Genomic DNA, 23881 nt, shown 5'->3' with positions numbered 1-23881 from the left:
CGGGCTGGCTCAGCGCTCGCGGCGCTGGCCTGAGGGTCAGGCCTCGCCGGGTCGAAGGTGGCCGGTGGCGGCCCGGCGGGCCCGCCACCGCTCGCCCAGCGAGTCGATCTCCTCCTGCACGAAGATGAAGAAGTCGCGCATCTCGGCCACCCGTTCACCGGCCGGCGTCTCCGCGCCGAGGGCCCCGACGCCGCCCTCGGCCACGTCGATGAACGTCTTGTAGATCGCGGTCTTGGTGATGGTCGCCTCGTACCAGGGGTCGTCCGGCATCCGGTAGCGATCCCGGCGGGAGCGGGGGACTGGCTCGCGGATCAGCATGCCGAACTGGGTGAGGTACCGGACCGCGCCGCTGACCGCCGCCGCGCTGACTCCGAGCCGTTCGCCGATCTCGGCAGCCGTCAGCGGATCGTCCGCGCTCATCACGGTGAACAGCACCCGCGCGGCCATCCGCGGAAACCCGACCTCGGCGAACGTGAGGGCCATCCGTTCGACGAAGAGGTGCACCGGGTCGTGGCCGTCGGCCGCTGCCATCTCTGCCCCTCCCGCATCGTTTGTGGGCACCGATGGTGCCCCGCTCACACTGTCTTCACAACTTTGTGAAACGAGTGTAGCTTCCGATACATGGAAAATCCGATTGAAGTGTCCGGCCTGGTCAAGGCCTTCGGCCGCGTCCGGGCGCTCGACGGCCTGGACCTGAGCGTCCGCGCCGGCGAGGTGCACGGCTTCCTCGGGCCGAACGGCGCCGGCAAGTCGACGGCCATTCGGGCGCTCCTCGGTCTGCTGCGGACGGACGCGGGGGTCGTCCGCCTGCTCGGGGGCGATCCATGGCGCGACGCGGTGGCCCTGCACCGCCGGCTGGCGTACGTGCCGGGCGACGTGACGCTCTGGCCCAACCTCTCCGGCGGCGAGGTCATCGACCTGCTCGGCCGGATGCGCGGCGGGCTCGACCCGGCCCGCCGAGCCGAACTGCTCGACTCCTTCGAGCTGGATCCCCGCAAGAAGGGCAGGACGTACTCCAAGGGCAACCGGCAGAAGGTCGGGCTGGTGGCCGCCCTCGCGTCGGACGCCGAACTCCTCATCCTGGACGAGCCGACGTCCGGCCTGGACCCCCTCATGGAGGAGGTCTTCCAGCACTGGGTACGCCGGGCAAAGGCCGACGGTCGTACCGTGCTGCTCTCCAGCCACATCCTGGCCGAGGTGGAGGCGCTCTGCGACCGGGTGACGATCATCCGCAACGGGCGGGACGTGGAGACCGGCACCCTGAGCGAGCTGCGGCACCTGCGGCGCACCTCGATCGAGGCCGAGCTGACCGGTGCGGTGGACGGGCTGGGTCAGCTCACCGGCGTGCACGACCTGCGGGTGGACGGGCAGCGGGTGCGCTTCGACGTGGAGGACGCCGCGCTGGACAGCGCGCTCCGTCGACTCACCGAGATCGGCGTACGCAGCCTGGTCAGCCAACCGCCGACTCTGGAGGAGCTGTTCCTGCGGCACTACCAGGGCGAGCAGGTGCGCTCATGACCGCGTTCACCGGCACCCGGCACCTGGTGCGCCTGATCCTGCGGCGGGACCGGATCGTGCTGCCCATCTGGATACTTCCGCTGGCCGTGCTGCCGGCCAGCTACGCCGGCGCGTACGCCGGCCTCTATCCGACCGCCGCCGAACGGGCCGCCTACCTGGCCGGCACGGCGAGCAACCCGTCGGTCGTCGCGCTGCTCGGTCCGGTGTACGGCGACAGCACCGGCGCGCTCACCGTCCAGCGGGCCGGGCTGTTCGCCCTGGTCGCCGCCCTGGCGAGCGTGCTGACGGTGGTACGGCACACCCGCACCGAGGAGGAGGCCGGCCGGCGGGAGTTGCTGGGCGCATCGGTCCTCGGCCGGTACGCCGGGCTGACCGCGGCGCTGTTGGTCACGTACACCGCGAATCTGCTGCTCGGCCTGCTCGTCGCCGGCGGCCTGGTCGCGGCGGGCCTGCCCGGTGCCGGATCGCTGCTCTTCGGCGCCGGCGTGGCCCTGACCGGCATCGCCTTCGCCACGGTCGGCGGCCTTGCCGCGCAGCTCACCCAGAGCGCCGGAGGGGCGCGCGGCATCGGGCTGGGCGTGCTCGGGTTGGCGTTCGCGCTGCGCCTCGGCGGCGACGCCGGAGGTTCCGGTGGCAGCGGCGGACGTGCCGAATGGTTGAGCTGGATCTCCCCGCTCGGCTGGGCGGCCCGGGGGCGGGCCTTCGCCGGTGAGCGTTGGTGGGTGCTGCTGCTGCCGGTGCTGTTCAGTGTCGCGGTGGCGCTCGTCGCGTACCCCGTCTCGGTACGCCGGGACGTGGGTGCCGGCGTGCTGCCGCCCCGGCTCGGTCCGGCCACCGCGGGCGGCGCGCTGGCCGGACCGTTCGGCCTGGCCTGGCGGCTGCACCGGGGCCAGTTGCTCGGGTGGGCGGTCGGCTTCGGGCTGCTCGGTCTGGTGCTGGGCGGCGCGGCCGACGCGGCCGGCAACGCGGTGCAGGGCAACGAGCAGGTCGCCGAGCTACTGGCCCGGCTGGGTGGGTCGTCGACGTTGGCCGAGGCGTACCTCGGCAGCACGTTGAGCCTGACCGCGCTGGCCGCCGCCGGGTACGGCATCCAGGCCGCGCTGCGGGCGCGGGCGGAGGAGACGGCCGGGCGGGCCGAACCGCTGCTCGCCACGGCGGTGAGCAGGGTCCGCTGGCTGGCGGCGCACCTGGTCTTCGCGTTGCTCGGCCCGGTGGTGGTGCTGGCCGTGACGGGGGCGGCGACGGGACTGTCGTACGGCCTCAGCGTTGGTGACGTCGGCGGCGAGGTGCCACGGCTGCTCGGCGTGGGGCTGGCCCAGGTTCCGGCGGCGTGGGTCCTTGCGGGGCTGGCGGCGCTGCTGGTGGGGTGGTTGCCCCGGTTCTCGTGGGCGGCCTGGGCGGTGCTCGCCGGCTGTCTGCTGCTGGGTCAGATCGGCGCGGTCCTGGAGCTGAGCCAGTGGGTCCTGGACATCTCCCCGTTCACCCACACCCCCCAGGTCCTGACCAACAATTGGACAGCGCTACCCCTGGCGGCCCTGAGCGCGGCAGCAGCCACCCTCCTAACCCTGGCCCTGCGCGCCTTCCACTCCCGAGACATCCCCACCCCCTGACCGGCGGCGACCCCGCTAGCCGGACGCGTTGATCAGGAGGTTTGCGTCAGCTTGAGCGCGATTCTTGACGCAAACCTCTTGATCAACGAGGCGATCGGTCCGGGCGGGCGTGGGGGCCGGTAGGGCCGGGGTCAGCCCGTGGGTTGGTCGTTGCGGATCATCAGGGCGCTGCGCAGGCCGGTGATGTCCAGGACGCGGATCAGGAAGTCACCGACGTGGGTGAGCATCAGCAGGCTCTGCGCGTGGCTGGCCTTGCGGCTGAGCACCACGAGCGTGCCCAGGCCCTGCGAGTCGCAGAAGGTGACGCCGCCGAGGTCGAGCACGATCCGCGGGGGCGGATCGGCCAGCACTTCGTTGACCACGGTGCTGAGCTGGGCGGCCGTGAGCATGTCGATCTCACCGGCCAGGCGAAGCACTGCTTCGTCGCCCGTCCGGTGCAGCGTGATGGACAGTTCGGCACGATCCACTCGGTCAGCCTAGCGCGATCCAGCCGACCCGGCCTGTCGAGGCGACGAGCCGGCCCATCGGGTACCGGAGCTGGGTGAGCCCGGTAACCCTCGCCCGGGGTGGCTGCTGGTAGACCGTCCGGCGCTGACACAATGGCGGCATCGTGACCGACATCGTTTCCGCCGGATCTGGCCGCTACCCGGCCGACGCGCCGGCCTCCGAGGCCCTGTTCGACCGCGCCCGCGCCATCGTGCCCGGCGGGGTCAATTCACCTGTGCGCGCCTTCCAGGCCGTTGGCGGCACCCCGCGCTTCATGGTCCGTGGTGAGGGCCCGTGGCTGTACGACGCCGACGGTCGCCGCTACGTCGACCTGGTGTGCTCGTGGGGTCCGCTGATCCTCGGGCACGCCCACCCGGAGGTGGTGGACGCCGTGCAGACGGCCGCCGCCCGGGGCACCAGTTTCGGCACGCCCACGCCGGGCGAGGTTGAGCTGGCCGCCGAGCTGGTCGACCGGACCCCGATGGAGCAGGTCCGCCTGGTCAACTCCGGCACCGAGGCGACGATGTCGGCGATCCGGCTGGCGCGCGGCTTCACCGGCCGCTCCAAGATCGTCAAGTTCGCGGGTTGCTACCACGGTCACGTCGACGCGCTGCTCGCGTCCGCCGGTTCCGGTGTGGCGACCCTCGGCCTGCCCGACTCGCCCGGCGTGACCGGCGCGGCGGCCAGCGAGACGATCGTGCTGCCGTACAACGACATCCGGGCCGTCGAGGAGGCGTTCGCCGCCGAGGGCCCGCACATCGCCGCCGTGATCACCGAGGCCGCCGCCGGCAACATGGGCGTGGTGGCGCCCCGCGACGGCTTCAACCAGCAGCTCGCCCGGATCGCCCACGCGCACGGCGCCCTGTTCGTCGTGGACGAGGTGATGACCGGGTTCCGGGTCTCCCGCGCCGGGTGGCACGGCCTCGACGCCTCCGACGCGGACCTGTGGACGTACGGCAAGGTCATGGGTGGTGGCCTGCCCGCCGCGGCGTTCGGCGGGCGCGCGGACATCATGGCGCGTCTCGCGCCGGCCGGCCCGGTCTACCAGGCCGGGACGCTCTCCGGTAACCCGCTGGCCTGCGCCGCCGGTCTGGCGACCCTGCGGCTCGCCGACGACGCGCTCTACCGCAAGCTCGACGACACGGCCGCCGTCGTGGGCAAGCTCGCGTCCGACGCGCTGGCCGCCGCCGGGGTCCCGCACTTCCTGTCGTACGCGGGCAGCATGTTCTCGATCTTCTTCACGGACGCCGACGTGGTCGACTACGACAGCGCGCGCACCCAGCAGGTGCCGGCGTTCAAGGCGTTCTTCCACTCGATGCTCGCCTCCGGCGTCTACCTGCCGCCGAGCGCGTTCGAGTCGTGGTTCGTGTCGGCGGCGATCGACGACGCCGCTCTGGAGCACATCGCCGCCGCGCTGCCGACGGCGGCGAACGCGGCCGCAGCGGCCGGTCACGGGGGGTAACAAACAGTGGCGAAAACGGTGGTCCACGTGCTCCGGCACGGCGAGGTGCACAACCCCGACCAGATCCTGTACGGGCGGCTGCCCGGTTTCCGCCTCTCCGAGCTGGGCGTGCAGATGGCCAAGGCCGCCGCGCAGGGCCTGGCCGAGCGGGAGATCGTGCACGTGGTGGCCAGCCCGTTGGAGCGCGCCCAGCAGACCGCCGAGCCGATCGCCGCCCAGTTCGGGCTGCCGGTCGGGGTGGACGAGCGGCTGATCGAGAGCGCCAACTGGTTCGAGGGCAAGAAGGTCTCCCCGGGCGACGGGTCGTTCCGCGACCCGCGCAACTGGTGGGTGCTGCGCGACCCGGTGACGCCGTCCTGGGGTGAGGCGTACCGGGCGATCGCCGAGCGGATGTTCGCGGCTGTGCACGCCGCCCGGGTGGCCGCCGAGGGACGCGAGGCGGTGCTGGTGTCGCACCAGCTCCCGATCTGGACGCTGCGCCGCCACGTCGAGCGCAAGCGGCTCTGGCACGACCCGCGTAAGCGGCAGTGCGGGCTGGCGAGCCTGACCTCGTTCCACTTCGACGGCGCGAAGGTGGAGGGCATCGGCTACAGCGAGCCGGCCGCGCACCTCGTCGCTCTCTCCGCGACAGCCCGGACGGCCAAGGGGGCCTGATGACCACCCGGAGGTGGACCGCCGGTCTGCTCGCCGCCGTCGCCACGTTGGCGCTGGCCGGCTGTACGTCGGCGAAGGGGCAGGAGAACGCCTGCTCGACCACCTCCGACGGCATCATCGAGTGCGCGCCGGACCAGCGCTCGGCTCCTCCGAAGCTCGCCGGGGAACTGCTCCTCGGCGGCAACTATGACGTCACCCAGGCCCGGGGTCAGGTCGTGGTGGTCAACTTCTGGGGCTCCTGGTGTGCGCCCTGCCGGGCCGAGGCAGACGACCTGGAAGCCGTCTACCAGGCCACCAAGGGCTCCGGGGTGACCTTCCTCGGCATCAACGTGCAGGATTCGCGGGACAAGGCCAAGGCGTTCGAGCAGGGGCGGGTCACCTATCCGAGCCTCTTCGACCCGGCCAGCCGACTGGCGCTCGACCTCGACATCCCGCCGAACACCGTCCCCGCGACGGTGGTGCTCGACCGGGAGGGACGGGTCGCCTCGGTGATCCGCCGTGCGGTGACCCAGGACGAGCTGCGGCCGATCGTGGACGAGATAGCGGCCGAGAAGCCGGCGTCGAACTGATGGGCGAGACGTTCAAGGAACTGGCCCAGAGCGGGCCGCTGGTGCTCGCCATCGGCGCGGCGGCGCTCGCCGGCCTGGTGAGCTTCCTGTCTCCGTGCGTGCTGCCGCTGGTGCCGGGCTACCTGTCGTACGTCACCGGGCTGGCCGGCGCGGACCTCGAAGGCCGGCGGCCGGCGACGGCCCCGACGCCCGACGGCGCTGAGGCGGGCGGCGGGGTCGCGGTCCGGGAGCGGACGGCACCGGCGGCGGCGGTCAAGGGCCGGGTGCTCGCCGGGACGCTGCTCTTCATCGCCGGCTTCACCGTGGTCTTCGTGGCCACCGCGATCCTGTTCGCCGGCATCGGTCGGGTCTTCTTCGACTACGAGCGGCAGTTGGAGATCGTCGTCGGCGTGTTGATCATCGTGCTCGGCCTGGGCTACCTGGGGATGATCCCGGCGCTGCAACGCGAGTTCCGGATCTCCCGGCTGCCGTCGGCCGGCCTGCTCGGCGCACCGGTCTTCGGCGCGGTCTTCGCGCTGAGTTGGGTGCCGTGCACCGGGCCGACCCTCGGCGCGGTGATGGGCATGGCGGCCACCAGCGGCCAGAGCGACCGGGCCGTGGTGCTCGCCGTGGCGTACTGCCTCGGGTTGGGGCTACCGTTCGTCGTCTTCGGGCTGGGCTTCCAGCGCCTGCTCGGGGTCTTCCGCGCCATCCGGCGCAACAGCCGCTGGGTCACCCGGGTCGGCGGCGCCCTGCTCATCCTGATCGGCCTGGCGCTGGTCACCGGCGGATGGCAGAGCTTCGTGATCTGGTTGCAGACCACCGTCGGGGTGGGCGAGGTGAGCATATGACGGTCGTCGACGAGCGCCCGGAGGCCGAGGCCCCGGCGCCGGGCCGCCGGCCCAGCCGGCTGCTGGCCCTGCTGCGCAACTCGTGGCGGCAGCTCACCAGCATGCGTACGGCCCTGATCCTGCTCTTCCTGCTGGCGATCGCCGCGATCCCCGGATCGGTGCTGCCGCAGCGCGGGATCAGCCCGGAGAAGGTCAACCAGTACTTCGTCGACCACCCCGACTGGGCGCCCCGGCTGGACCGGATCGGCGCGTTCGCGGTCTTCGGCTCGGTCTGGTTCTCCGCCATCTACCTGCTGCTGTTCACGTCGCTGATCGGCTGCATCACGCCCCGGCTGCGCGACCACTTCCGGGCGCTGCGGTCCCGGCCACCGGTCGCGCCCAAGCGGATGGCCCGGCTGCCGCAGCACACCACGCTGCCCGCCCCGGCCGGCGGCGTGGACGCCGTCGCCGAGGTGCTGCGCAAGCGCCGTTGGCGGGTCGAGGTACGCGGGAACGAGGTCTCCGCCGAGAAGGGCTACCTCAAGGAGACCGGCAACCTGCTGTTCCACACCTCGCTCATCGCGGTGCTGATCGGCGTCGCGCTCGGCTCCTGGTACGGGTGGAGCGGCAACCGCCTGCTGGTGGCGGGCGCGGACAACGCGTTCTGCAACACCCGCCAGCAGTACGCCGAGGCCAAGCTCGGCCCCCGCGTGGACAGCGCCGACCTGCCCCGCTTCTGCCTGCGGCTGGACGACTTCCAGGCCCGGTTCCTGCCGTCCGGCCAGCCGGAGTTCTTCAACGCCCGGGTGACCGTCGACGGCCCCGACGAGCCGACCCGCGGCGCGGACTTCTCGGTCAACTCGCCGCTGCGCCTCGCCGACGCGAGCGTCTACCTGCTCGGCCACGGGTACGCCCCGGTGATCCGCTACACCGACCGCTACGGCAACAGCCAGGTCAGTGACGAGCCGTTCCTGACGACCGGCGACATGGGCCTGACCAGCGAAGGGCTGGCCGCCTTCCCGGACGCGAACGTCGACCCGGCGACCGGCAAGCGGGTGCCGGGTGAGCAGATGGCGTTCACCGGCATCTACCTGCCCACCGCGCCGCAGCAGCCGCCGTTCGTCCGCTCCGAATACCCCACCGAGCGCAACCCGGCGCTGAACCTGGTCGCCTACCGGGGCAACCTCGGCATGGACGCCGGCATCCCCGGCTCGGTCTACCAGCTCGACCAGCGGCAGGTGCGCAACGGCAAGGTCAAGGAAGTCGGCAGCAAGCTGCTCCGCAAGGGCGAGAAGTGGACGCTTGACGACGGCACCACCGTCGAGTTCCTGGGCACCGAGCGGTACGTGACGCTCTCCGTCCGGCACGACCCTGGCTCGACGCCGCTGCTGGTGAGCTGCGGTGTGCTGCTGGTCGGGCTGATGGGCTCGCTGTTCGGGCGGCGTCGCCGGGTGTGGTTCCGGGCGCTGCCGGCTGACCCCGCTAATGGATCTCCGACAGGCGGTAGTAGCTTGATGGAGGCCGGTGGGTTGCCGCGCACCGACTATCCAGGGTTCGCCGACGAGTTCGCCCAGTTGGTCGCCGCCGTGAACGGTGACGAACGGGCGGCTGAGCGGGCCGGTGCCGACACCGAATCCGGTGGCCCGGCCGGTGTGCGAGAAGGGACCGAGTGATGTCCGCGCTCTCCGACAATCTGGTGACCTTCGCGATCCTGACGTATCTGATCGCGATGATCAGTCACGCCGTCGAGTACGCGTTGGGCAACCCGCGTACCCGGGCCGCTGTGGCGTCGCCCGCCCGTGAGCTGGTGGGCGCGGGGGTCGGCGGTGCCAGCGGCGTGACCGCCGAGCCGCCCGGGCCGGTGCCGCCGTCCGTCGACGGCTCGGCCAACCGGGCGCGGATCGCCGGGCTGGTCGCGGTGGCGGCCACCGCGTTCGCCGCCGTACTGCATCTCGCGGCGCTGGTCACCCGCGGTCTCGCGGCAGACCGCATGCCGTGGGGCAACATGTACGAGTTCGTGCTCACGGTGACGTTCATCGGTGTCGCGGCCTGGCTGGTGGTGCTCTGGAAGCGGCCGTCGCTGCGCAAGCTCGGGCTGTTCCTCACCCTCGTCATGGTGCTGCTGGTGGCCACCGCCGAGCTGGTCCTGTACGTGCCGATCGTGCCGCTGGTGCCGGCGCTGAACTCGTACTGGTTCGTCATCCACGTCTCGACCATCGTGTTCGCGTCCGGCATCTTCCTGCTCGGCGCGGTGCCGGCCGTCGGCTTCCTCATGCGCAACGGGTTCGAGCAGGGCAAGCGGAGCTTCCCGTACACCCTCGCCAAGCGGCTGCCCGCCGCGGCCAGCCTGGAGCGGCTGACGTTCGCGCTGCACGCGTTCGCCTTCCCGATCTTCACGTTCGCGGTGATCGCGGGCGCGATCTGGGCCGAGGCGGCCTGGGGTCGGCCGTGGGGCTGGGACCCGAAGGAGACCTGGGCCTTCATCTCCTGGGTGGTCTACGCCGGCTACCTGCACGCGCGGGCCACGCCCAGCGTGAAGCGCAACGTGGCCACCTGGATCGCCGTGCTCGGCTTCCTCACCATGCTGATGAACCTGTTCGGCGTGAACATCTTCTTCACCGGCCTGCACTCGTACGGCGGGCTGAACTGACCTGACTACACAGCGCGGGCCGGCCACGGAATCGTCCGTGACCGGCCCGCGTCGTCAGGGCGCGTGTGGTCAGCCCACGGTCACCGGGGCGACGTCGTTGCCCGGGTTGTCGTCCACCCGCGGGTAGCGGCCGTACGGCTGGACCTCGCCGGGCGTCCCGGAGAGGCTGTCGATCCGCAGGTCGAAGGTGACCGTGTTGCTGGTCCCGGCGGTGAACACGGCCCTCCCTCCGTCGCAGTACCAGGTCTTGGGGGCGTCGTTGCCGTTCTCCTCCTCTTCACTGCCGGTCTGCGAGCAGCGCGGGCTGCCCACCACGGTGACGCCGGCGGGCGGGGTGAAGTAGAACGCGCCGACCGTGTCGCCGGAGATCGTGCCGTCCGGCACGCCCGGCCCTTCGTTCCGGATGCCCACGGTGACCTGGACGGTGTCGCCGACCGCACCGGTGACGGCGGCGCCCTGGGCGACGATGTCGAAGGCGCCGTGCACCGCACGCAGGTAGGTCTGCCCGCCGACGCCGTCCACCTCGACTCCGATCACGCCGAGCGGCTTTCCGACCGGCCGGAGCCGCAGTGCCTGGTCGCTCTCGCGGTGCGTGAGCCGCACACCGCTCGGGAGAGGGCCCGCGGTCGCCAGCGGCTCCACGATCTGGGTGATCCGCTTGTCGCCGAGGGTGGCCGGGCCGACCGTGGTGGCGAGCCCGCCGCGCAGCTCGTGCCGCTGACCGGGCGCGAACGTGCCCCGCACGGTGCAGACGACCACGGTGGCGAGCACCTGGTCGGTGCCGTAGCGGCAGTTGCGGTAGCTGGCCGGGACGAGGCCGACCGGGAAGCGCATGGTGAGCCGCAGGTCGACGGCCGGTTGGTCGCCGGCATTGACCACGGCCACCGGGGCGGCGCGCGTGTCACCCACGTCGACGCCGTCGACGTACTCGTCGACCGTGTCGAGCAGGTCGGGCCCGGACCGCACGGTGAGCGTCGCCTGCTGGGTGGACGGCTCGGTCTGCTCGCCGAGCGCCGTGTAGGCGAGGGTGCCGGTCGCCCCGTCGGCCACCCCGGGCGCGGCCCGGAACACGACTGGCACGGTGCCGGTGACGGTGCCGAACTCCTCGGTGGCGTCGGCCGGCATCGGGCAGGTGACCGAGGTGCCATCGGTGACACAGGAGGTGGGGAAGGTCGCGGTGGCGATGCCGGCCAGGTCGGTCAGGTCGAGGGTCACCCGGGGTTGGGTGGCACCGGTGCTGGTCAGGGTCAGCGGAAACGTCCGAGCGGGAGCGCCCGGGCCGCCGACGGTGGCGTCGTAGAGCAGGGCCTCGACCCAGCCGGGATCGTCCTGCGCCAGGGCCGGCGTGGCGGCCACACCGACCGTCGCGCCGCCGACGACCAGCGCGGTGAGAATGCGCAGGAACCTGCCCGGTGAAACGTGCACAGATCTCATCGATCTCCTTGGTGAGGGGGACCGATCGGCGTCGCTCCAGCCCGACCGGCACCCTGATCCTAGAGATCACCTGTGACAGTTTTCGATCCGTCGATCGGCTCTGGCGTGATCACCGGTTGTCGATCACGGTCAGCCGCCGAACCAGCCCGGCATGTCGAGGCGGAACCAGTTGGTGGCGGCCATCGTGCGCAGGTCGTCCTCGATGGCGGCCACGCGCTCCTCGCCCAGGGTCGAGGCCCAGCGTTCCCGTAGCCGATCGAAGATCTCGGCCGAGCGACGGAGCCCGTGGACGCCGCGCGGTGTCATCCGGACCAGCCGTCGGCGGGCATCGGCGGGGTCGTCGACCCGTTCCAGGTAGCCGACGGCGACCAGCCGGTCGACGGTCTTGCCGGCGGCCTGCTTGGAGATGCCCAGTCGCTGCCCCAGCTCGCTGGCGGTGGTGCCGTCGATTCCCACGGCCTGGAGCACGAACCCGTGCAGCGGGCGCAGGTCGGGATGCCCCTCGCGGGCCAACTCGGCGTGCAGGTCGTCGATTAGCGTGCGGAAGCCGGCCAGCAGCAGCAGCGGGAGCTGGAAGCCGGGCCGGGCGGGCTCAGGGGTTGTCACGTTCGACAACCACGTTTACTATTTCGTCAACCACGTTGACTATCCTAAGGCAGGCACCCATGTCCGTCTTCACCGCCCACACCGCCGAGACCGCGCCCGCCGCCGCCCGACGGGCCATCGAGGGAGTACGCGGCCGCTTCGGCTGGCTGCCCGCCCCGGTGGCGCTCATGGCCGATTCGCCGCAGCTCCTCAACGGCTTCCTCGCCGCCAGCGCCGGCTTCGAACAGACCGCTCTCACGCCATTGCAGCAGGAGGTGGTCGTCCTGACCGTCGCCACCAGTTACGAGTGCCACGTCTGCGTCGCCCTGCACACCGGAAAGCTCACCCAACTCGGAGCGACCGCCGAGCTGATCACCGCGCTGCGCGCCGGCACGCCGCTGTCCGAGCCGGGGTTGGAGGCGCTGCGCCGGTTCACGCTGGCCGTCCTCGACCACCGGGGCGCGGTGTCCGACGACGATCTCGACGCCTTCCTGGCCGCCGGTCACGAGCCACGGCACGCGCTGGACGTGGTGTTCGGGGTCGGGGCGTACACGATCTCGACCTTCGCCAACCGGCTCACCCGCGCGCCGCTCGATCCACCGCTGGCGGCTCACGCGTGGACACCCGCCGCCTGACGACACCGCGTTACCGCGACATGCCGGTAGAGGGCTGACTCAGGGTCGTGGTTTCGCTACCTTGCGCCAGACGGGCCGACGTGGCCCTTCTCAACGGCGGAAGGCGAGGCGTGGTGACCGCGACACTGTCCACAGCGGAAATGATCAGAGACCAGCTCCGGCGGTCACGGCTGGCGGCCGGGCTCAGCCAGGAGGAGTACGGCAAACGGGCGCACTACTCACCGTCCATGGTGTCCGCGGTCGAGCTGGGCTCGACGGTGCCCAACCTGACCTACCTGACCCGGGCCGACGAGGTGCTCGACACCGGCGGCCTGCTGGTCTCGCTACGCGAGCTGGGCCGCCGCGACGGCGAGCCGGTGTGGTTCCGCCCCTGGTTGGAGGTCGAGCGGGTGGCCACTCAGTTGCGCTGCTTCGGGGCGACGATGGTTCCCGGGCTGTTGCAGACCGCCGACTATGCCCGCGCGGTGTTCCGGCTCGACCTGGGGCTCACCGCCGAGCGGGTGGAGGCGTTGGTGGCGGCCCGGCTGGAGCGACAGGCGATCCTCGACCGGGAGCACCCGCCGCAGCTCACCGCCGTGATCGACGAGGCCGCCCTGCAACGCTTCGCCGAGAGCTGCGCCGGGGTGCTGGCCGGCCAGCTCCGGCACCTGGTGGCGTGCGCCCGCCGCCCCCACATCCGCGTGCACGTGCTGCCGCAGGCGGTCGGGCTGCACGCCGGCCTGTTCGGGCCGTTCATCCTCGGCCGCACCGCCGACGGCAGTTGGCTCGGCTTCCTCGACAACCAGACCGGCGGCACCGCCGTCGACGAGAACAACGAGGTGGCGACCCTGCTCGGAAGGTGGGAGAGTCTGCGCAGCGACGCGCTGCCCCGGCAGCAGTCCATCGACCTGCTCGAGGAGATCGTGAAGCCATGGATCTGACCGGAGCTCAGTGGCGCAAGTCCACCCGCAGCGGCAACGACGCTGGTGCCTGCGTCGAGGTCGCCGACAACCTGCCCGGCCGGGTGCACGTCCGCGATTCGAAGGACCGCGACGGCGGCGTGCTGACCTTCAGCCCGGCCGCATGGCGCTCCTTCGTCGAGCTGGCCCGCACCCCCTGACTCCCCAGGGGGCGCCTGCTCAGGCCGCCCCGAGAAAGTCGCGCAGCAGGGCGAGCATCACGTCCGGGCGCTCCTCGTACAGCCAGTGCCCGCAGTCGTCGATCACCTCGCCGCGAACAGTGTCGGCGTACCGGCGCACCTGCTCGGCGACCTGGCCGCCGAGGCTGGCCGACGCGCCGACGGCCAGCACCGGCATGGTGAGCTTCGTGGTCCGGTACGTCGCGTTGTCGGCGATGTCCCGGTCGAACGCCCGGAAGTGGGCGAAGCTCGCCCGCAGGTGCGCCGGGTCGCGCAGGTGGCTGGCGAACTCCTCGATGTCCCCCGCGGCGATGCTGCCCTTGTGCACCATCAGGGCGTCGGTGAACCGGTCCACCCAGAGCGACTCCCGCCCATGGACCAGTTCCTCCGGCAGCCCGTTGTCGAGCGTGAAGAAGCCGAAGTTCCACACCGCCGGCCCGGCCGCGGTGAGCGCGGGGAACGTGTAGATGCTCTCGTCGGGGATCGGCGCCTCGGTGAGCGCCAGCCGGCTCACCCGCTCAGGATGGGCGGCGGCGTACGCGTACGCCACCATCGTCCCCAGGTCGTGCCCCACCAGGCGGATATCACTCGTCATGCCGAGCTGGTCGAGGAGCCCGTGCAGGTCGGCGGCGACCGTCTTCTTGTCGTAGCCGTTGACCGGGGCGTCGCTGTCGCCGAAGCCGCGTAGGTCGGGCGCGACCACGTCGAAGTGACGCCCCAGTTCGGGCAGCAGGTGCCGCCACATGTGCGCGCACTGCGGATACCCGTGCAGCAGCACCAGCGGTGGGCCGCTGCCACCACGGACGTAGTTCATGGTCATCCGACCGACCCGTGCCCCTTGCTCGGTGAACCCCGCCGGAACTCGGTCCCCGCCCATTCGCCGCCTCCGCCTGCCGCCCCGCCCGCTGCCGCCTGCCCGGCTACCCGCTCGAACGACGGCCATGCCTACGCGCGCTGCGCATGCCTGCGGACGTGGCGCTCGAACGTTGATCGACTCGGTCTTCAGGAAGTCGGGCCATTCCAGGCCGCCGGACACCCCGACTTCCGGCAACCCGAGTGGATCAAGGCGGGCTCGCCGGGCTCGCCGGGCTCGGATGCGCCGTCGCGGGTGTCACAGCACCCGGCGTGGGCCGCGCCGGACCCGGTGCGGGAGACTGGGCGACATGGCTCGTGGCTTCCCGTACACCGATCTCAAGGACTTCCTCGCGGCGCTGGAGCGCGCGGGGGAGCTGCGTCGGGTCGACGTCCCCGTCGACCCGACCCTGGAGATCAGCGAGGTGGTCACCCGCACGGTGCGTGCCGGTGGGCCGGCACTGCTCTTCGAGTACCCCACCCGGGGTGAGATGCCGGTGGCGATCAACCTCTTCGGCACCGAGAAGCGGATGGCGATGGCCCTCGGCGTCGACTCGCTGGACGAGGTCGGCGCGCGGATCGGCGCGTTGATCAAGCCGGAGCTGCCGGTCGGCTGGTCCGGCATCCGCGAGGGCCTGGGCAAGGTCATGCAGCTCAAGTCGGTGCCCCCGCGCAAGGTCAAGACCGCGCCCTGCCAGGAGATCGTCTACCGGGGCGACGACGTCGACCTGGGTCGGCTGCCCGGTTTGCAGGTGTGGCCCGGCGACGGCGGGATCTTCCACAACTACGGGCTGACCCACACCAAGCACCCGGAGACCGGCAAGCGCAACCTGGGCCTCTACCGGCTTCAGCAGCACGGCCGCAACACCCTCGGCATGCACTGGCAGATCCACAAGGACTCCACCGCCCACCACGCGGTCGCCGAACGCCTCGGGCAGCGCCTGCCGGTCGCGGTCGCGATCGGCTGCGACCCCGTCGTCTCGTACGCGGCCAGCGCGCCGCTGCCCAGCGACATCGACGAGTACCTGTTCGCGGGGTTCCTGCGCGGTGAGCGGGTCGAGATGGTCGACTGCCTCACCGTGCCGTTGCAGGTGCCGGCGCACGCCCAGATCGTGCTGGAGGGCTACCTGGAGCCCGGCGAGCGGCTGCCCGAGGGGCCGTTCGGCGACCACACCGGCTTCTACACGCCGGTCGAGCCGTTCCCGGTGCTGCACATCGAGGCCATGACGATGCAGCGGAACCCGGTCTACCACTCGATCATCACCTCGAAGCCGCCGCAGGAGGACCACGGCCTCGGCAAGGCCACCGAGCGGATCTTCCAGCCGCTGCTCAAGCTGTTGATCCCGGACATCGTCGACTACGACCTGCCGGCCGCCGGGGTGTTCCACAACTGTGCGATCGTGTCGATCCGCAAGCGCTACCCGAAGCACGCGCAGAAGGTGATGAACGCGATCTGGGGCGCGCACCTCATGTCGCTCACCAAGCTCATCGTGATCGTCGACGAGGACTGCGACGTGCACGACTACAACGAGGTGGCCTTCCGCGCCTTCGGCAACGTCGACTACGCGCGGGACCTGCTGCTCACCGAGGGCCCGGTGGACCACCTCGACCACTCGTCGTACCAGCAGTTCTGGGGTGGCAAGGTGGGCGTGGACGCGACCCGCAAGCTGCCGGCAGAGGGCTACACCCGTGGCTGGCCGGAGGAGATGACCATGGCCCCCGAGGTCACCGCCCTGGTCGACAAGCGCTGGAAGGAGTACGGGATCTGATGGCCGTCCTCGACGCACCCGTGGAGAAGCCGGGCCGGGTCAAGTCCTTCCTCAAGCTCGTCACCATCGAGCACTCCGTCTTCGCGCTCCCCTTCGCGTACCTGTCCGCGCTGACCGCCATGCAGGTCGACGGTGGCGGGGTTCGCTGGCTCGACCTGCTGCTGATCACCGTGGCGATGGTCGGGGCGCGGACGTTCGCGATGGCCGCCAACCGCATCCTCGACCGGCGGATCGACGCGCGGAACCCGCGTACCGCCGGACGGGAACTGGTCACCGGGGCGGTGAGCGTGCGGACGGCCTGGACCGGCGCGGCCGTCGCGCTCGTGGTGTTCCTCGCCGCCGCCGCGCTGCTCAACCCGCTCTGCCTGGTGCTCGCGCCGCTCGCCGTGGTGCCGCTGGTCGTCTACCCGTACGGCAAGCGGTTCACCAACTGGCCGCACGCCATCCTCGCCATCGCCCAGGCGGTCGGCCCGGTCGGCGCCTGGCTCGCGGTCACCGGCACCCTGGACGGCTCCGGGCCGGCCTGGGTGCTCGGCGCGGCGGTCGGGCTCTGGATCGGCGGCTTCGACCTGATCTACGCCTGCCAGGACTCCGAGATCGACCAGCAGATCGGCGTGCACAGCGTGCCCGCCCGGTACGGTCGCCGCTTCGCGCTGCACGCCTCGACGCTCGCGCACGTGGTGACCTTCGGACTGTTCGTGTGGTTCGGGGCGCTGATCGGGTTCGGCTGGCTGTGGTGGGTCGGCCTGGCGCTGACCGCCGTCGCGTTCGCCTACCAGCACCTGGTGGTCAGCCCGACCGACCTCAGTAAGGTCAACCGGGCGTTCTTCACCGCCAACGGCTTCGTCGGCATCGCGCTGTTCGTCTTCGCACTGCTCGACCTGGTGATCCGCCTCGGCCTGCGCCCCTAGGGTCTGGCGGCCGTCGGGTAGCGGCCGCTCTCCAGGGTCCAGTCGATGGTGCCGCGCACGGCGTACGCGACCCCGTCGAGATGGTCGGTGACGGCCTCGTCCAACGCCGGCCCGAACGACGGCACGGCGGCGCGGAGCGCCACGAACCGTCGCATCGACTCGCGCCAGCGCTCGGCCACCCGCCGTACCGCCTCGTCCGACGACACGCCCCACTCGGCCTGTGTCGCCAGCACCAGGTTGTGGCCGTCCGAGGTGGCCCGGTCCTTCTCCAGCGAGGCCAGGTCGTTGTACCAGGAGAGCAGGTCGTTGCCGGTGCGGGCGATCTGGCGCAGCAGCGGATGGTGGTAGACGGGATCGGGCAGCGGTCGGCCGCCGATGAACTCCACCAGCGGATACGACACCTCCGCCGCCGAGGTGGCCCGCCGCAACTCGACGTACTCGTCCACACCGGGTCGGACGGCGGCCTCCTTGTTGGCCGCCTCCCGCCAGGTGCCGTCGAGGTGCCGGCCCACCGCGTCGGCGAAGCGCAGCCGCCACCGGGACGGCATCCGTCTGCGCGGTTCCCGCCAGGCCAGCACCAGCAGTCGCCGCAGCGGCCCGGTCAACCCACCGTGCCGGAGGCGGGGACCGTCGTGCAGCAGTGCCAACGTCCCGTCGCGCAGCGACCGGATCTGCGCCGGGCTGAGCCGGTGCGGGCCGTCGCAGGCGTCGTCGACGAGGAAGAACCAGGTGAAGAGGGCCGTCAGCACCCGCAGGTCGGCCTCGCTGGCGTCCGGGTAGAGCCGCCCCGCGTACCGGGCGAAGCCGCCCCGGGCCAGCCGGTGCAGCGCGGCGTCGTCCAGCGGCATGCCCAGCTCGGGCAGGACGTCGACGAGCCACTGCTGGACCCGGTCGGCGTGCGGCGAGAGCCGGGGTGGGATCGGGCACTCGGCGCGCAGCGCCCAGAGGACCTCGCCGGTCGTCACCGATGCCTCCCGTGCGAACTGCTCCCGGTGCGAATCGCCATCGGCAGCATCGCAGGTCGGCGGGACAACCACCGACCCGGCCGGACAAGTCGGACGGCTGCGGCGCGACGGATCGTGGGGTGCCCAGCGGCGCGCGGCGTCGACCAGGCAGGCTGGGGGCATGCGGGAACCATGGGTGGTCGGCGTCTCCGGGGCCTCCGGTACGCCGTACGCGGCGGCCGTCGTCGGCGGGCTGCTCGACGCGGGCGAGCCGGTGGACCTCGTCGTGTCCCGGGCGGCACGGCTCACCCTGCTCGACGAGACCGGGCGCTCGTTCCGCGACGCGCACTGGGCCGACGACCTCGCGGCCTGGCTGGGCCGCGACCTGACCGGAGCGGACGTACGCCACTGGCCGGCCGGCGACCTGGCCGCCGGGCCCAGCAGCGGTTCCTACCGGGTACGCGGGATGGCCGTCGTACCCGCCAGCACCGCAGCCTGCGCCGGCATCGCGATCGGGCTCTCCAAGGACCTGCTGCAACGTGCCGCAGAGGTGAACCTGAAGGAGCGCCGACCGGTCGTGGTGGTGCCCCGGGAGACCCCGGTGACCCGTAGCCACCTGGAGCACCTGATCGCGTTGCACGACGCCGGCGCGGTCGTGCTGCCGGCCAGCCCCGGCTTCTACGGCGCGGGCGCGGCGGCCAGCGCGCAGCAACTGGTCGACTTCGTGGCCGGCAAGGTGCTGGACGCGCTCGGCGTGCCACACACCCTGTTCCGCCGGTGGTCGGGCCAACTCGGCGCGGCCCGGAGCTGAACCGTCACCTCGGTTCCAGTGGTGCGCGGACCGGACGGGTGTCCGGTCCGCCTGACATTGTCCGCACCAGTTCAGTACATGCCGGCGTTGGCCGGACCCGGCCCGGTGGAGGCGGCCGGACCCACGTTGCGTGGCTTTCCGACCTCGTCCACCTCGTCCAGCATGCCCTCCCCCTCAAGCAGGGCTCGCACCTCGGATTCCCGAAACCGGCGATGCCCGCCTGGAGTCCGGATGCTTCCTATCCGGCCGGCCGCCGCCCATCTCGTCACAGTCTTCGGGTCTACCCGAAACAGCGCGGCGACCTCACCCGGTGTCAGCAGGCGATCTCCAGTGTCCACAGCCCCCTCCTCGCGTCGACGAAGCCCCTGGCTGAACACACTGCCCCCGGCTGGTGCGAGCCCAGAGCCGTCATGAGGGACGTATGGCAATTACAGCACCAGGGACCTGGCCTGTCCGCCAAACGCGAAAAATGCACTGACTGGGAAGTTAGTAAATGGTACTGGTGCAACCCCTACCTAGACCGTCAGTTTATGAACAGTTACTCACTGTTCTGACCAACGGATGCCGAAGGCCTCGCGTTACGCCCAACGCGTTAAGGTCACTCTCCGTGGACGCCATCGACCTGAGCCTCGTCGACCTGCTGCGCGGCAACGCCCGCCTGTCGTACGCCGAGCTGGCCCGGCAGGTGGGCCTCTCCGCCCCGGCCGTGCACGAACGCGTCGGCAAGCTGGAGAGCAGTGGCGTGGTGCTGGGCTACCGGGCGGACGTGGCACCCGAGACGATCGGGCTGGGCGTCACCGCGCTCATCGGCATCGTCGAGGACTCCGGGGCGGACTCCGACGACATGCTGGAGTCGCTGCGGGTGCTGCCCGAGATCGAGTCCTGCTACTTCATGGCGGGCGTCGAGTCGTTCCTGCTCAAGGCCCGGGTCGGCACGATCGCCGAGCTGGAGCAGCTCATCGTGCGGCTCAACCGGACCCCTGGGGTCGCCTCCACGCGCACCGCCATCGCCCTCTCCACCAAGTGGGAGAACCGCCCCCAGGCGGTCGGTCCGCAGCCCACCTGAGCTGGTTGCTAGGTTTCCGGGCGTGACTCATCTCGACCGGTGCGACGAGGCCAGCCGTAGCTGGGTGACCGAGGCGATCGCCGCCGTCGAGGCCGACGCGAACCGCTCGGCCGACACTCACCTGCTGCCCTTCCCGCTGCCCCGGGCGTGGGGAATCGACCTCTACCTCAAGGACGAGTCGTCCCACCCGACCGGCTCGCTGAAGCACCGGCTGGCCCGATCGCTGTTCCTCTACGGCTTGTGCAACGGCTGGATCGGGCCGCAGACCACGATCGTCGAGGCGTCCTCGGGCTCCACGGCGGTCTCCGAGGCGTACTTCGCCCGCATGCTCGGCCTGCCGTTCATCGCGGTGATGCCCGCCTCCACCTCGCCCGAGAAGATCGCGCAGATCGAGTTCCAGGGCGGCCGGTGTCACCTGGTGGACGACCCGGCCGGCGTGGTGGTCGAGGCCCGCTGGCTGGCCGAAGACTCCGGCGGCCACTTCATGGACCAGTTCACGTACGCCGAGCGGGCCACCGACTGGCGAGGTAACAACAACATCGCCGAGTCGATCTACGCACAGTTGGAACTGGAACGACACCCCATTCCGGCCTGGATCGTCGTCGGCGCCGGCACCGGTGGCACCAGCGCCACCATCGGCCGGTACGCCCGCTACCGCCGCCTGGCCACCAAGCTCTGCGTCGTGGACCCGGAGAACTCCGCCTTCTACCCCGCCTGGGTGGCCGCCGACTGGTCCGTACGCACCGGCAAGGGCTCCCGCATCGAGGGGATCGGCCGGCCCACGGTCGAGGCGTCCTTCCTGCCCTCGGTCGTGGACCGGATGGTCCAGGTCCCGGACGCGGCCTCGCTGGCCGCCATGCGCGCCGGCTCGACGGCGCTCGGTCGCCGGGTGGGCGGCTCCACCGGCACCAACCTGTGGGGCGCGTTCAGCCTCATCGCCGGCATGCTGGCCGAGGGGCGGACCGGCTCGGTGGTCAGCCTGATCTGCGACGCCGGTGACCGGTACGCCGACACGTACTACTCCGACGACTGGGTCGCCGCCCAGGGCCTCGACCTGACGCCGCACGCCGCGACCGTCGAGCTCTTCCTGAGCAGCGGGCACTGGCCCGCCTGAGCGGGGTGCGCCCTTAGCGGGGGTCGATCCGTTCGGCCAGGCCGGGATAGCGCACCACGTACCCGTCGGCGTCCAGGTCGATGTCGGCCTTGAAGGTGCCGCTGGCGAAACGTACCCGGCCCGGACCGAGCCCGGTGTAGATCTGCTCGGCCGCCACCACCTCCAGGCCCGGCAGCAGCACCCACGCGACCGTGATCCGGCGCGGCATGTCGGCCGGTCCGCCGGTCAACCCGAGCCGGCGTACCGGCAGGGCGTTGAACAGCGGCGAGCCACTCAGGTCGACGTCGAGCGCGTCGGCGAGGCGATCCGGGTCGTCGGTGCCGGGCAGGCCGGCCCGCGGGTGTCCGGCCCCGACCAGCGCGGCGTCCAGGTCGCCCTGCTCGGCGGTGGTGACCCGCCAACGGGACGTGGACCGTTCCAGGGTCACGCGCCGGAGCCAACCCGAACCCTCGGCCTCGACCTCGACCCGGGCGGTGCTCCCGTCGGGCGCGGTCGTCAGCCGGTAGCGGGCGGTGAACGGAATCGGATCGACGGCGAGCAGGGTGCCGCGCGCCGACAACGCGTCGCCGTCGTCGAGCAGGGCATGTTCGCTGCCGGCGGTGTCCGTCCGGGACCAGAAGATCGACTTGGTCATGGTCGCCATGAGCCGGACGTTACGCGACCCGAACGCCGTCGGCAGCGCATGCGCGAACGCCGCCGCGGAGCACAAGCTCCGCGACGGCGTCCGGCGTGAATCAGAAAATCAGTGGGTACGCGCCGGCGGCCGCCCGCCGAAACCCCGCCGATCGTCACGCGGCCGGTCGTCCCGACCACGGCCCTCGGAGCGGTAGCCGCCCCGGCTGTCGCGGTCCGCGAAGCGCCGCTCACCCCGGTCGGCCTGCGGCCGGTCGCCGTAGCGGCGCTCGCCGGTGGGCCGGTCACCGTACTGACGGTCGCCCTGCGGACGGTCGCCGTACTGGCGGTCGCCGGTGGGCCGGTCACCGTACTGGCGGTCGCCCTGCGGGCGGTCGCCGTAGCGGCGCTCGCCCTGGGGACGGTCGCTGTACTGCCGGTCGCCCTGCGGCCGGTCGCCGCCGTAGCGGCGCTCACCGGCCGGTCGGTCAGCCCGGTCGGTCTGCGGGCGGTCGCCGTAACCGCGACTGTCCCGGTCGGCGTACCGGCGCTCGCCGGTGGGCCGGTCACCGTAGCGGCGCTCGCCCTGGGGACGGTCGCTGTACTGCCGGTCGCCCTGCGGGCGGTCGCCGAAGCGGCGCTCGCCGGTGGGCCGGTCGCCGTAGCGGCGCTCGCCCTGCGGACGGTCGCCGAACCGGCGCGGGCCGCCGGAGCGGTCGTCGAACCGTCGTCCACCGCCGGAGCGGTCACCGAAGCCGCGCGGCTCCGCCTCGACACGAACCGGAACGCCGCTGGGCTCGCGGGCACCGATCAGCTCCGCCAACACCGGGTCGCCGACCCGGACGCGGGCCTCGGCCGGCGCGACGCCGGCCTTCTCCATCATCGCGAGGGTGGTACGGCGCTGCTTGGGCAGCACCAGCGTGGCGACGGCGCCGGACTCGCCCGCCCGGGCGGTACGACCGGCACGGTGCAGGTAGTCCTTCGGGTCCTTCGGCGGGTCGACGTGCAGCACCAGCGTGACCCCGTCGACGTGGATACCCCGGGCCGCCACGTCGGTGGCGACCAGGACGTTCATCCGACCCTCACGGAACTCGGCGAGGGTCTTGGTCCGCATCCGCTGGGTCTTGCCGCCGTGCAGCCCACCGGCCCGTACGCCGACCGCGGCCAGCTGCTCGACCAGCCGGTCGACGCCCATCTGCGTACGCGCGAACACCATGGTCCGTCCGTCCCGCGCCGCGATCGAGGCGGTCACCGGGAACTTGTCGTGCGGCGGGATCAGCAGCACGTGGTGGTCCATGGTGGACACCGAGGCGGTGGACGGCGCGGTGGAGTGGGTCACCGGGTCGTTCATGAATCGCTTGACCAGCGCGTCGACGTCGCCGTCCAGGGTGGCGGAGAAGAGCAGGCGCTGACCACCGGCCGGCGTCTTCGCCAGCAGCTCGGTCACCTCGGGGAGGAAGCCCATGTCGGCCATCTGGTCGGCCTCGTCGAGCACCGTCACCTCGACGTCGTCGAGCTGGCAGATACCCCGCTCGATCAGGTCGCGGAGCCGCCCCGGGGTCGCCACGATGATCTCCACACCGCGTCGGAGCGCGTCGATCTGGCGGTCGTACGGAACGCCGCCGACGGCGGTCTTCAGGAACACGTTGAGCGCCTTGCCCAACGGCAGGAGCGCGTCGTTGACCTGCATGGCCAGCTCGCGGGTCGGTACCAGGACCAGGGCGCGCGGCCGCAGGGGACGCGCCGGACGCCCGGCGGCGACGCGGGCCAGCAGCGGGAGGCCGAAGGCGAGGGTCTTGCCCGACCCGGTCTGCCCACGACCGAGCACGTCCCGACCGGCGAGGGCGTCAGGGACGGTGGCCTGCTGGATCGGGAAGGGGGCGGTGATGCCCTGTCGGGCCAGAGCGCGAACCAGCGGCTCGGGCAGGCCCAGACCGGCGAAGTCGATCGACTCGGCGGTCTCGGCCGGAACGGCGTCAGACGTCTCGGGGGCGTCGATCGTCTCGGGGGCGTTGGACGCCACGGGGGCGTCGACCGCCGCCGTGGCGGAATCGAAAACGGACGGAACAGTGCTGGGGTCAGCAGAGGTGGTCAAAAAATGCCCTTCAAGCGGGGCGCATCTTCGCGATGGCCTGCCGCGGCTGTGCCGCCGGATCGCCCGCAAGATCGCCCATGGGCGCACATTGGGCGCGCCAGGTCAGTGATCCCGACCAGTGTACGGCGATTCGGCGGAGTCGCCAGCCGGTTGACCGACCGTAGTGGGCGGACTCACC

The 23881-nt window shown here is 71.8% G+C and carries 25 protein-coding genes; 16 read left to right on the top strand and 9 right to left on the bottom strand.

The window, feature by feature from the left end; translation table 11 throughout:
* Positions 1-36 precede the first annotated feature (36 nt).
* A complete protein-coding gene (locus tag ACLQ25_RS04065; RefSeq protein ID WP_425729164.1) occupies positions 37-531 on the bottom strand; it encodes a GbsR/MarR family transcriptional regulator in 495 nt (164 codons plus the stop codon).
* A 90-nt stretch (positions 532-621) separates the two neighbouring features.
* Between ACLQ25_RS04065 and ACLQ25_RS04060 the strand changes: the two genes are divergently transcribed.
* Positions 622-1518 carry an ATP-binding cassette domain-containing protein gene (locus ACLQ25_RS04060; protein WP_425729162.1) on the top strand — a complete coding sequence of 299 codons (897 nt, stop codon included), beginning with the start codon at positions 622-624 and terminating at the stop codon, positions 1516-1518.
* On the top strand, positions 1515-3128 hold the full coding sequence (locus ACLQ25_RS04055; RefSeq protein ID WP_425729160.1) for an ABC transporter permease: 1614 nt from the start codon (positions 1515-1517) through the stop codon (positions 3126-3128). The genes ACLQ25_RS04060 and ACLQ25_RS04055 overlap by 4 nt, the downstream gene beginning before the upstream one ends.
* Before the next feature lie 131 nt (positions 3129-3259).
* Here ACLQ25_RS04055 and ACLQ25_RS04050 read toward each other — a convergent pair whose 3' ends face one another.
* Positions 3260-3595, bottom strand: a complete 336-nt coding sequence (locus ACLQ25_RS04050; RefSeq protein ID WP_007454492.1) for an STAS domain-containing protein — start codon at positions 3593-3595, stop codon at positions 3260-3262.
* Between the two features lie 143 nt (positions 3596-3738).
* Between ACLQ25_RS04050 and hemL the strand changes: the two genes are divergently transcribed.
* Genes hemL through ccsB form a run of 6 tightly spaced genes read left to right on the top strand, consistent with a single transcriptional unit; the run spans position 3739 to position 9758 of the window.
* On the top strand, positions 3739-5076 hold the full coding sequence (gene hemL / locus ACLQ25_RS04045; protein ID WP_425729157.1) for a glutamate-1-semialdehyde 2,1-aminomutase: 1338 nt from the start codon (positions 3739-3741) through the stop codon (positions 5074-5076).
* Between the two features lie 6 nt (positions 5077-5082).
* On the top strand, positions 5083-5730 hold the full coding sequence (locus tag ACLQ25_RS04040; protein ID WP_425729155.1) for a histidine phosphatase family protein: 648 nt from the start codon (positions 5083-5085) through the stop codon (positions 5728-5730).
* Positions 5730-6299: a TlpA family protein disulfide reductase gene (locus ACLQ25_RS04035; protein ID WP_425729153.1), complete on the top strand. Its 570-nt coding sequence runs from the start codon at positions 5730-5732 to the stop codon at positions 6297-6299. Before ACLQ25_RS04040 ends, ACLQ25_RS04035 begins: the two co-directional genes overlap by 1 nt.
* Positions 6299-7129 (top strand): cytochrome c biogenesis CcdA family protein, encoded by an 831-nt coding sequence (locus tag ACLQ25_RS04030; RefSeq protein ID WP_425729151.1) that lies wholly within the window; start codon positions 6299-6301, stop codon positions 7127-7129. The genes ACLQ25_RS04035 and ACLQ25_RS04030 overlap by 1 nt, the downstream gene beginning before the upstream one ends.
* A complete protein-coding gene (gene resB, locus ACLQ25_RS04025; protein WP_425729149.1) occupies positions 7126-8781 on the top strand; it encodes a cytochrome c biogenesis protein ResB in 1656 nt (551 codons plus the stop codon). Before ACLQ25_RS04030 ends, resB begins: the two co-directional genes overlap by 4 nt.
* Complete coding sequence (ccsB, locus tag ACLQ25_RS04020) at positions 8781-9758, top strand: c-type cytochrome biogenesis protein CcsB (RefSeq protein WP_425729147.1); 978 nt, start codon at positions 8781-8783, stop codon at positions 9756-9758. The genes resB and ccsB overlap by 1 nt, the downstream gene beginning before the upstream one ends.
* A 69-nt stretch (positions 9759-9827) precedes the next feature.
* On the opposite strand, the gene ACLQ25_RS04015 is transcribed toward ccsB, so the two are convergent.
* Positions 9828-11192, bottom strand: a complete 1365-nt coding sequence (locus ACLQ25_RS04015; protein ID WP_425729145.1) for a hypothetical protein — start codon at positions 11190-11192, stop codon at positions 9828-9830.
* Between the two features lie 129 nt (positions 11193-11321).
* On the bottom strand, positions 11322-11798 hold the full coding sequence (locus tag ACLQ25_RS04010; protein ID WP_425729143.1) for a MarR family winged helix-turn-helix transcriptional regulator: 477 nt from the start codon (positions 11796-11798) through the stop codon (positions 11322-11324).
* Positions 11799-11857: 59 nt separating this feature from the next.
* Here ACLQ25_RS04010 and ACLQ25_RS04005 point away from each other — a divergent pair, with 59 nt between their 5' ends.
* The 3 genes from ACLQ25_RS04005 (at position 11858) to ACLQ25_RS03995 (ending at position 13511) form a co-directional block, all read left to right on the top strand.
* The gene (locus tag ACLQ25_RS04005; protein WP_425729141.1) at positions 11858-12412 is read left to right on the top strand and encodes a carboxymuconolactone decarboxylase family protein; all 555 of its coding nucleotides are present in this window, start codon (positions 11858-11860) and stop codon (positions 12410-12412) included.
* A 140-nt stretch (positions 12413-12552) separates the two neighbouring features.
* On the top strand, positions 12553-13332 hold the full coding sequence (locus tag ACLQ25_RS04000) for a helix-turn-helix domain-containing protein (RefSeq protein ID WP_425729222.1): 780 nt from the start codon (positions 12553-12555) through the stop codon (positions 13330-13332).
* Positions 13323-13511, top strand: a complete 189-nt coding sequence (locus ACLQ25_RS03995; RefSeq protein ID WP_425729139.1) for a DUF397 domain-containing protein — start codon at positions 13323-13325, stop codon at positions 13509-13511. The genes ACLQ25_RS04000 and ACLQ25_RS03995 overlap by 10 nt, the downstream gene beginning before the upstream one ends.
* A gap of 19 nt (positions 13512-13530) precedes the next feature.
* On the opposite strand, the gene ACLQ25_RS03990 is transcribed toward ACLQ25_RS03995, so the two are convergent.
* Positions 13531-14349: an alpha/beta fold hydrolase gene (locus ACLQ25_RS03990; protein WP_425729137.1), complete on the bottom strand. Its 819-nt coding sequence runs from the start codon at positions 14347-14349 to the stop codon at positions 13531-13533.
* 343 nt (positions 14350-14692) lie between these two features.
* Between ACLQ25_RS03990 and ACLQ25_RS03985 the strand changes: the two genes are divergently transcribed.
* Both ACLQ25_RS03985 and mqnP read left to right on the top strand, forming a co-directional pair.
* A complete protein-coding gene (locus ACLQ25_RS03985) occupies positions 14693-16150 on the top strand; it encodes a menaquinone biosynthesis decarboxylase (protein ID WP_425729135.1) in 1458 nt (485 codons plus the stop codon).
* On the top strand, positions 16150-17061 hold the full coding sequence (gene mqnP / locus ACLQ25_RS03980) for a menaquinone biosynthesis prenyltransferase MqnP (RefSeq protein WP_425729133.1): 912 nt from the start codon (positions 16150-16152) through the stop codon (positions 17059-17061). The genes ACLQ25_RS03985 and mqnP overlap by 1 nt, the downstream gene beginning before the upstream one ends.
* Here mqnP and ACLQ25_RS03975 read toward each other — a convergent pair.
* Positions 17058-18026 carry a terpene synthase family protein gene (locus ACLQ25_RS03975; RefSeq protein ID WP_425729131.1) on the bottom strand — a complete coding sequence of 323 codons (969 nt, stop codon included), beginning with the start codon at positions 18024-18026 and terminating at the stop codon, positions 17058-17060. The genes mqnP and ACLQ25_RS03975 overlap by 4 nt on opposite strands.
* Before the next feature lie 160 nt (positions 18027-18186).
* On the opposite strand from ACLQ25_RS03975, the gene ACLQ25_RS03970 reads away from it, so the two are divergent.
* Positions 18187-18816, top strand: coding sequence for a UbiX family flavin prenyltransferase (locus ACLQ25_RS03970; RefSeq protein ID WP_425729129.1), 630 nt, complete (start codon positions 18187-18189; stop codon positions 18814-18816).
* A gap of 71 nt (positions 18817-18887) precedes the next feature.
* On the opposite strand, the gene ACLQ25_RS03965 is transcribed toward ACLQ25_RS03970, so the two are convergent.
* Positions 18888-19154 (bottom strand): BldC family transcriptional regulator, encoded by a 267-nt coding sequence (locus ACLQ25_RS03965; protein WP_007454516.1) that lies wholly within the window; start codon positions 19152-19154, stop codon positions 18888-18890.
* 269 nt (positions 19155-19423) lie between these two features.
* Between ACLQ25_RS03965 and ACLQ25_RS03960 the strand changes: the two genes are divergently transcribed.
* Together ACLQ25_RS03960 and ACLQ25_RS03955 are read left to right on the top strand one after the other, a co-directional pair.
* On the top strand, positions 19424-19882 hold the full coding sequence (locus ACLQ25_RS03960; RefSeq protein WP_425729127.1) for an Lrp/AsnC family transcriptional regulator: 459 nt from the start codon (positions 19424-19426) through the stop codon (positions 19880-19882).
* Between the two features lie 22 nt (positions 19883-19904).
* Positions 19905-20996, top strand: coding sequence for a PLP-dependent cysteine synthase family protein (locus ACLQ25_RS03955; protein ID WP_425729125.1), 1092 nt, complete (start codon positions 19905-19907; stop codon positions 20994-20996).
* A gap of 13 nt (positions 20997-21009) precedes the next feature.
* Here the strand turns inward: ACLQ25_RS03955 and ACLQ25_RS03950 are convergent, their stop codons facing one another.
* Positions 21010-21630, bottom strand: coding sequence for a putative glycolipid-binding domain-containing protein (locus tag ACLQ25_RS03950; RefSeq protein ID WP_425729221.1), 621 nt, complete (start codon positions 21628-21630; stop codon positions 21010-21012).
* A 108-nt stretch (positions 21631-21738) separates the two neighbouring features.
* A complete protein-coding gene (locus ACLQ25_RS03945; RefSeq protein ID WP_425729123.1) occupies positions 21739-23631 on the bottom strand; it encodes a DEAD/DEAH box helicase in 1893 nt (630 codons plus the stop codon).
* Between the last annotated feature and the right edge of the window lie 250 nt (positions 23632-23881).

It is taken from the genome of Micromonospora sp. DT44 (genome assembly GCF_049841635.1).
Taxonomy (GTDB): Bacteria; Actinomycetota; Actinomycetes; order Mycobacteriales; family Micromonosporaceae; genus Micromonospora.
Note: the sequence above shows the minus strand (reverse complement) of the source record. Positions and strands in the feature narration are given on the sequence as shown.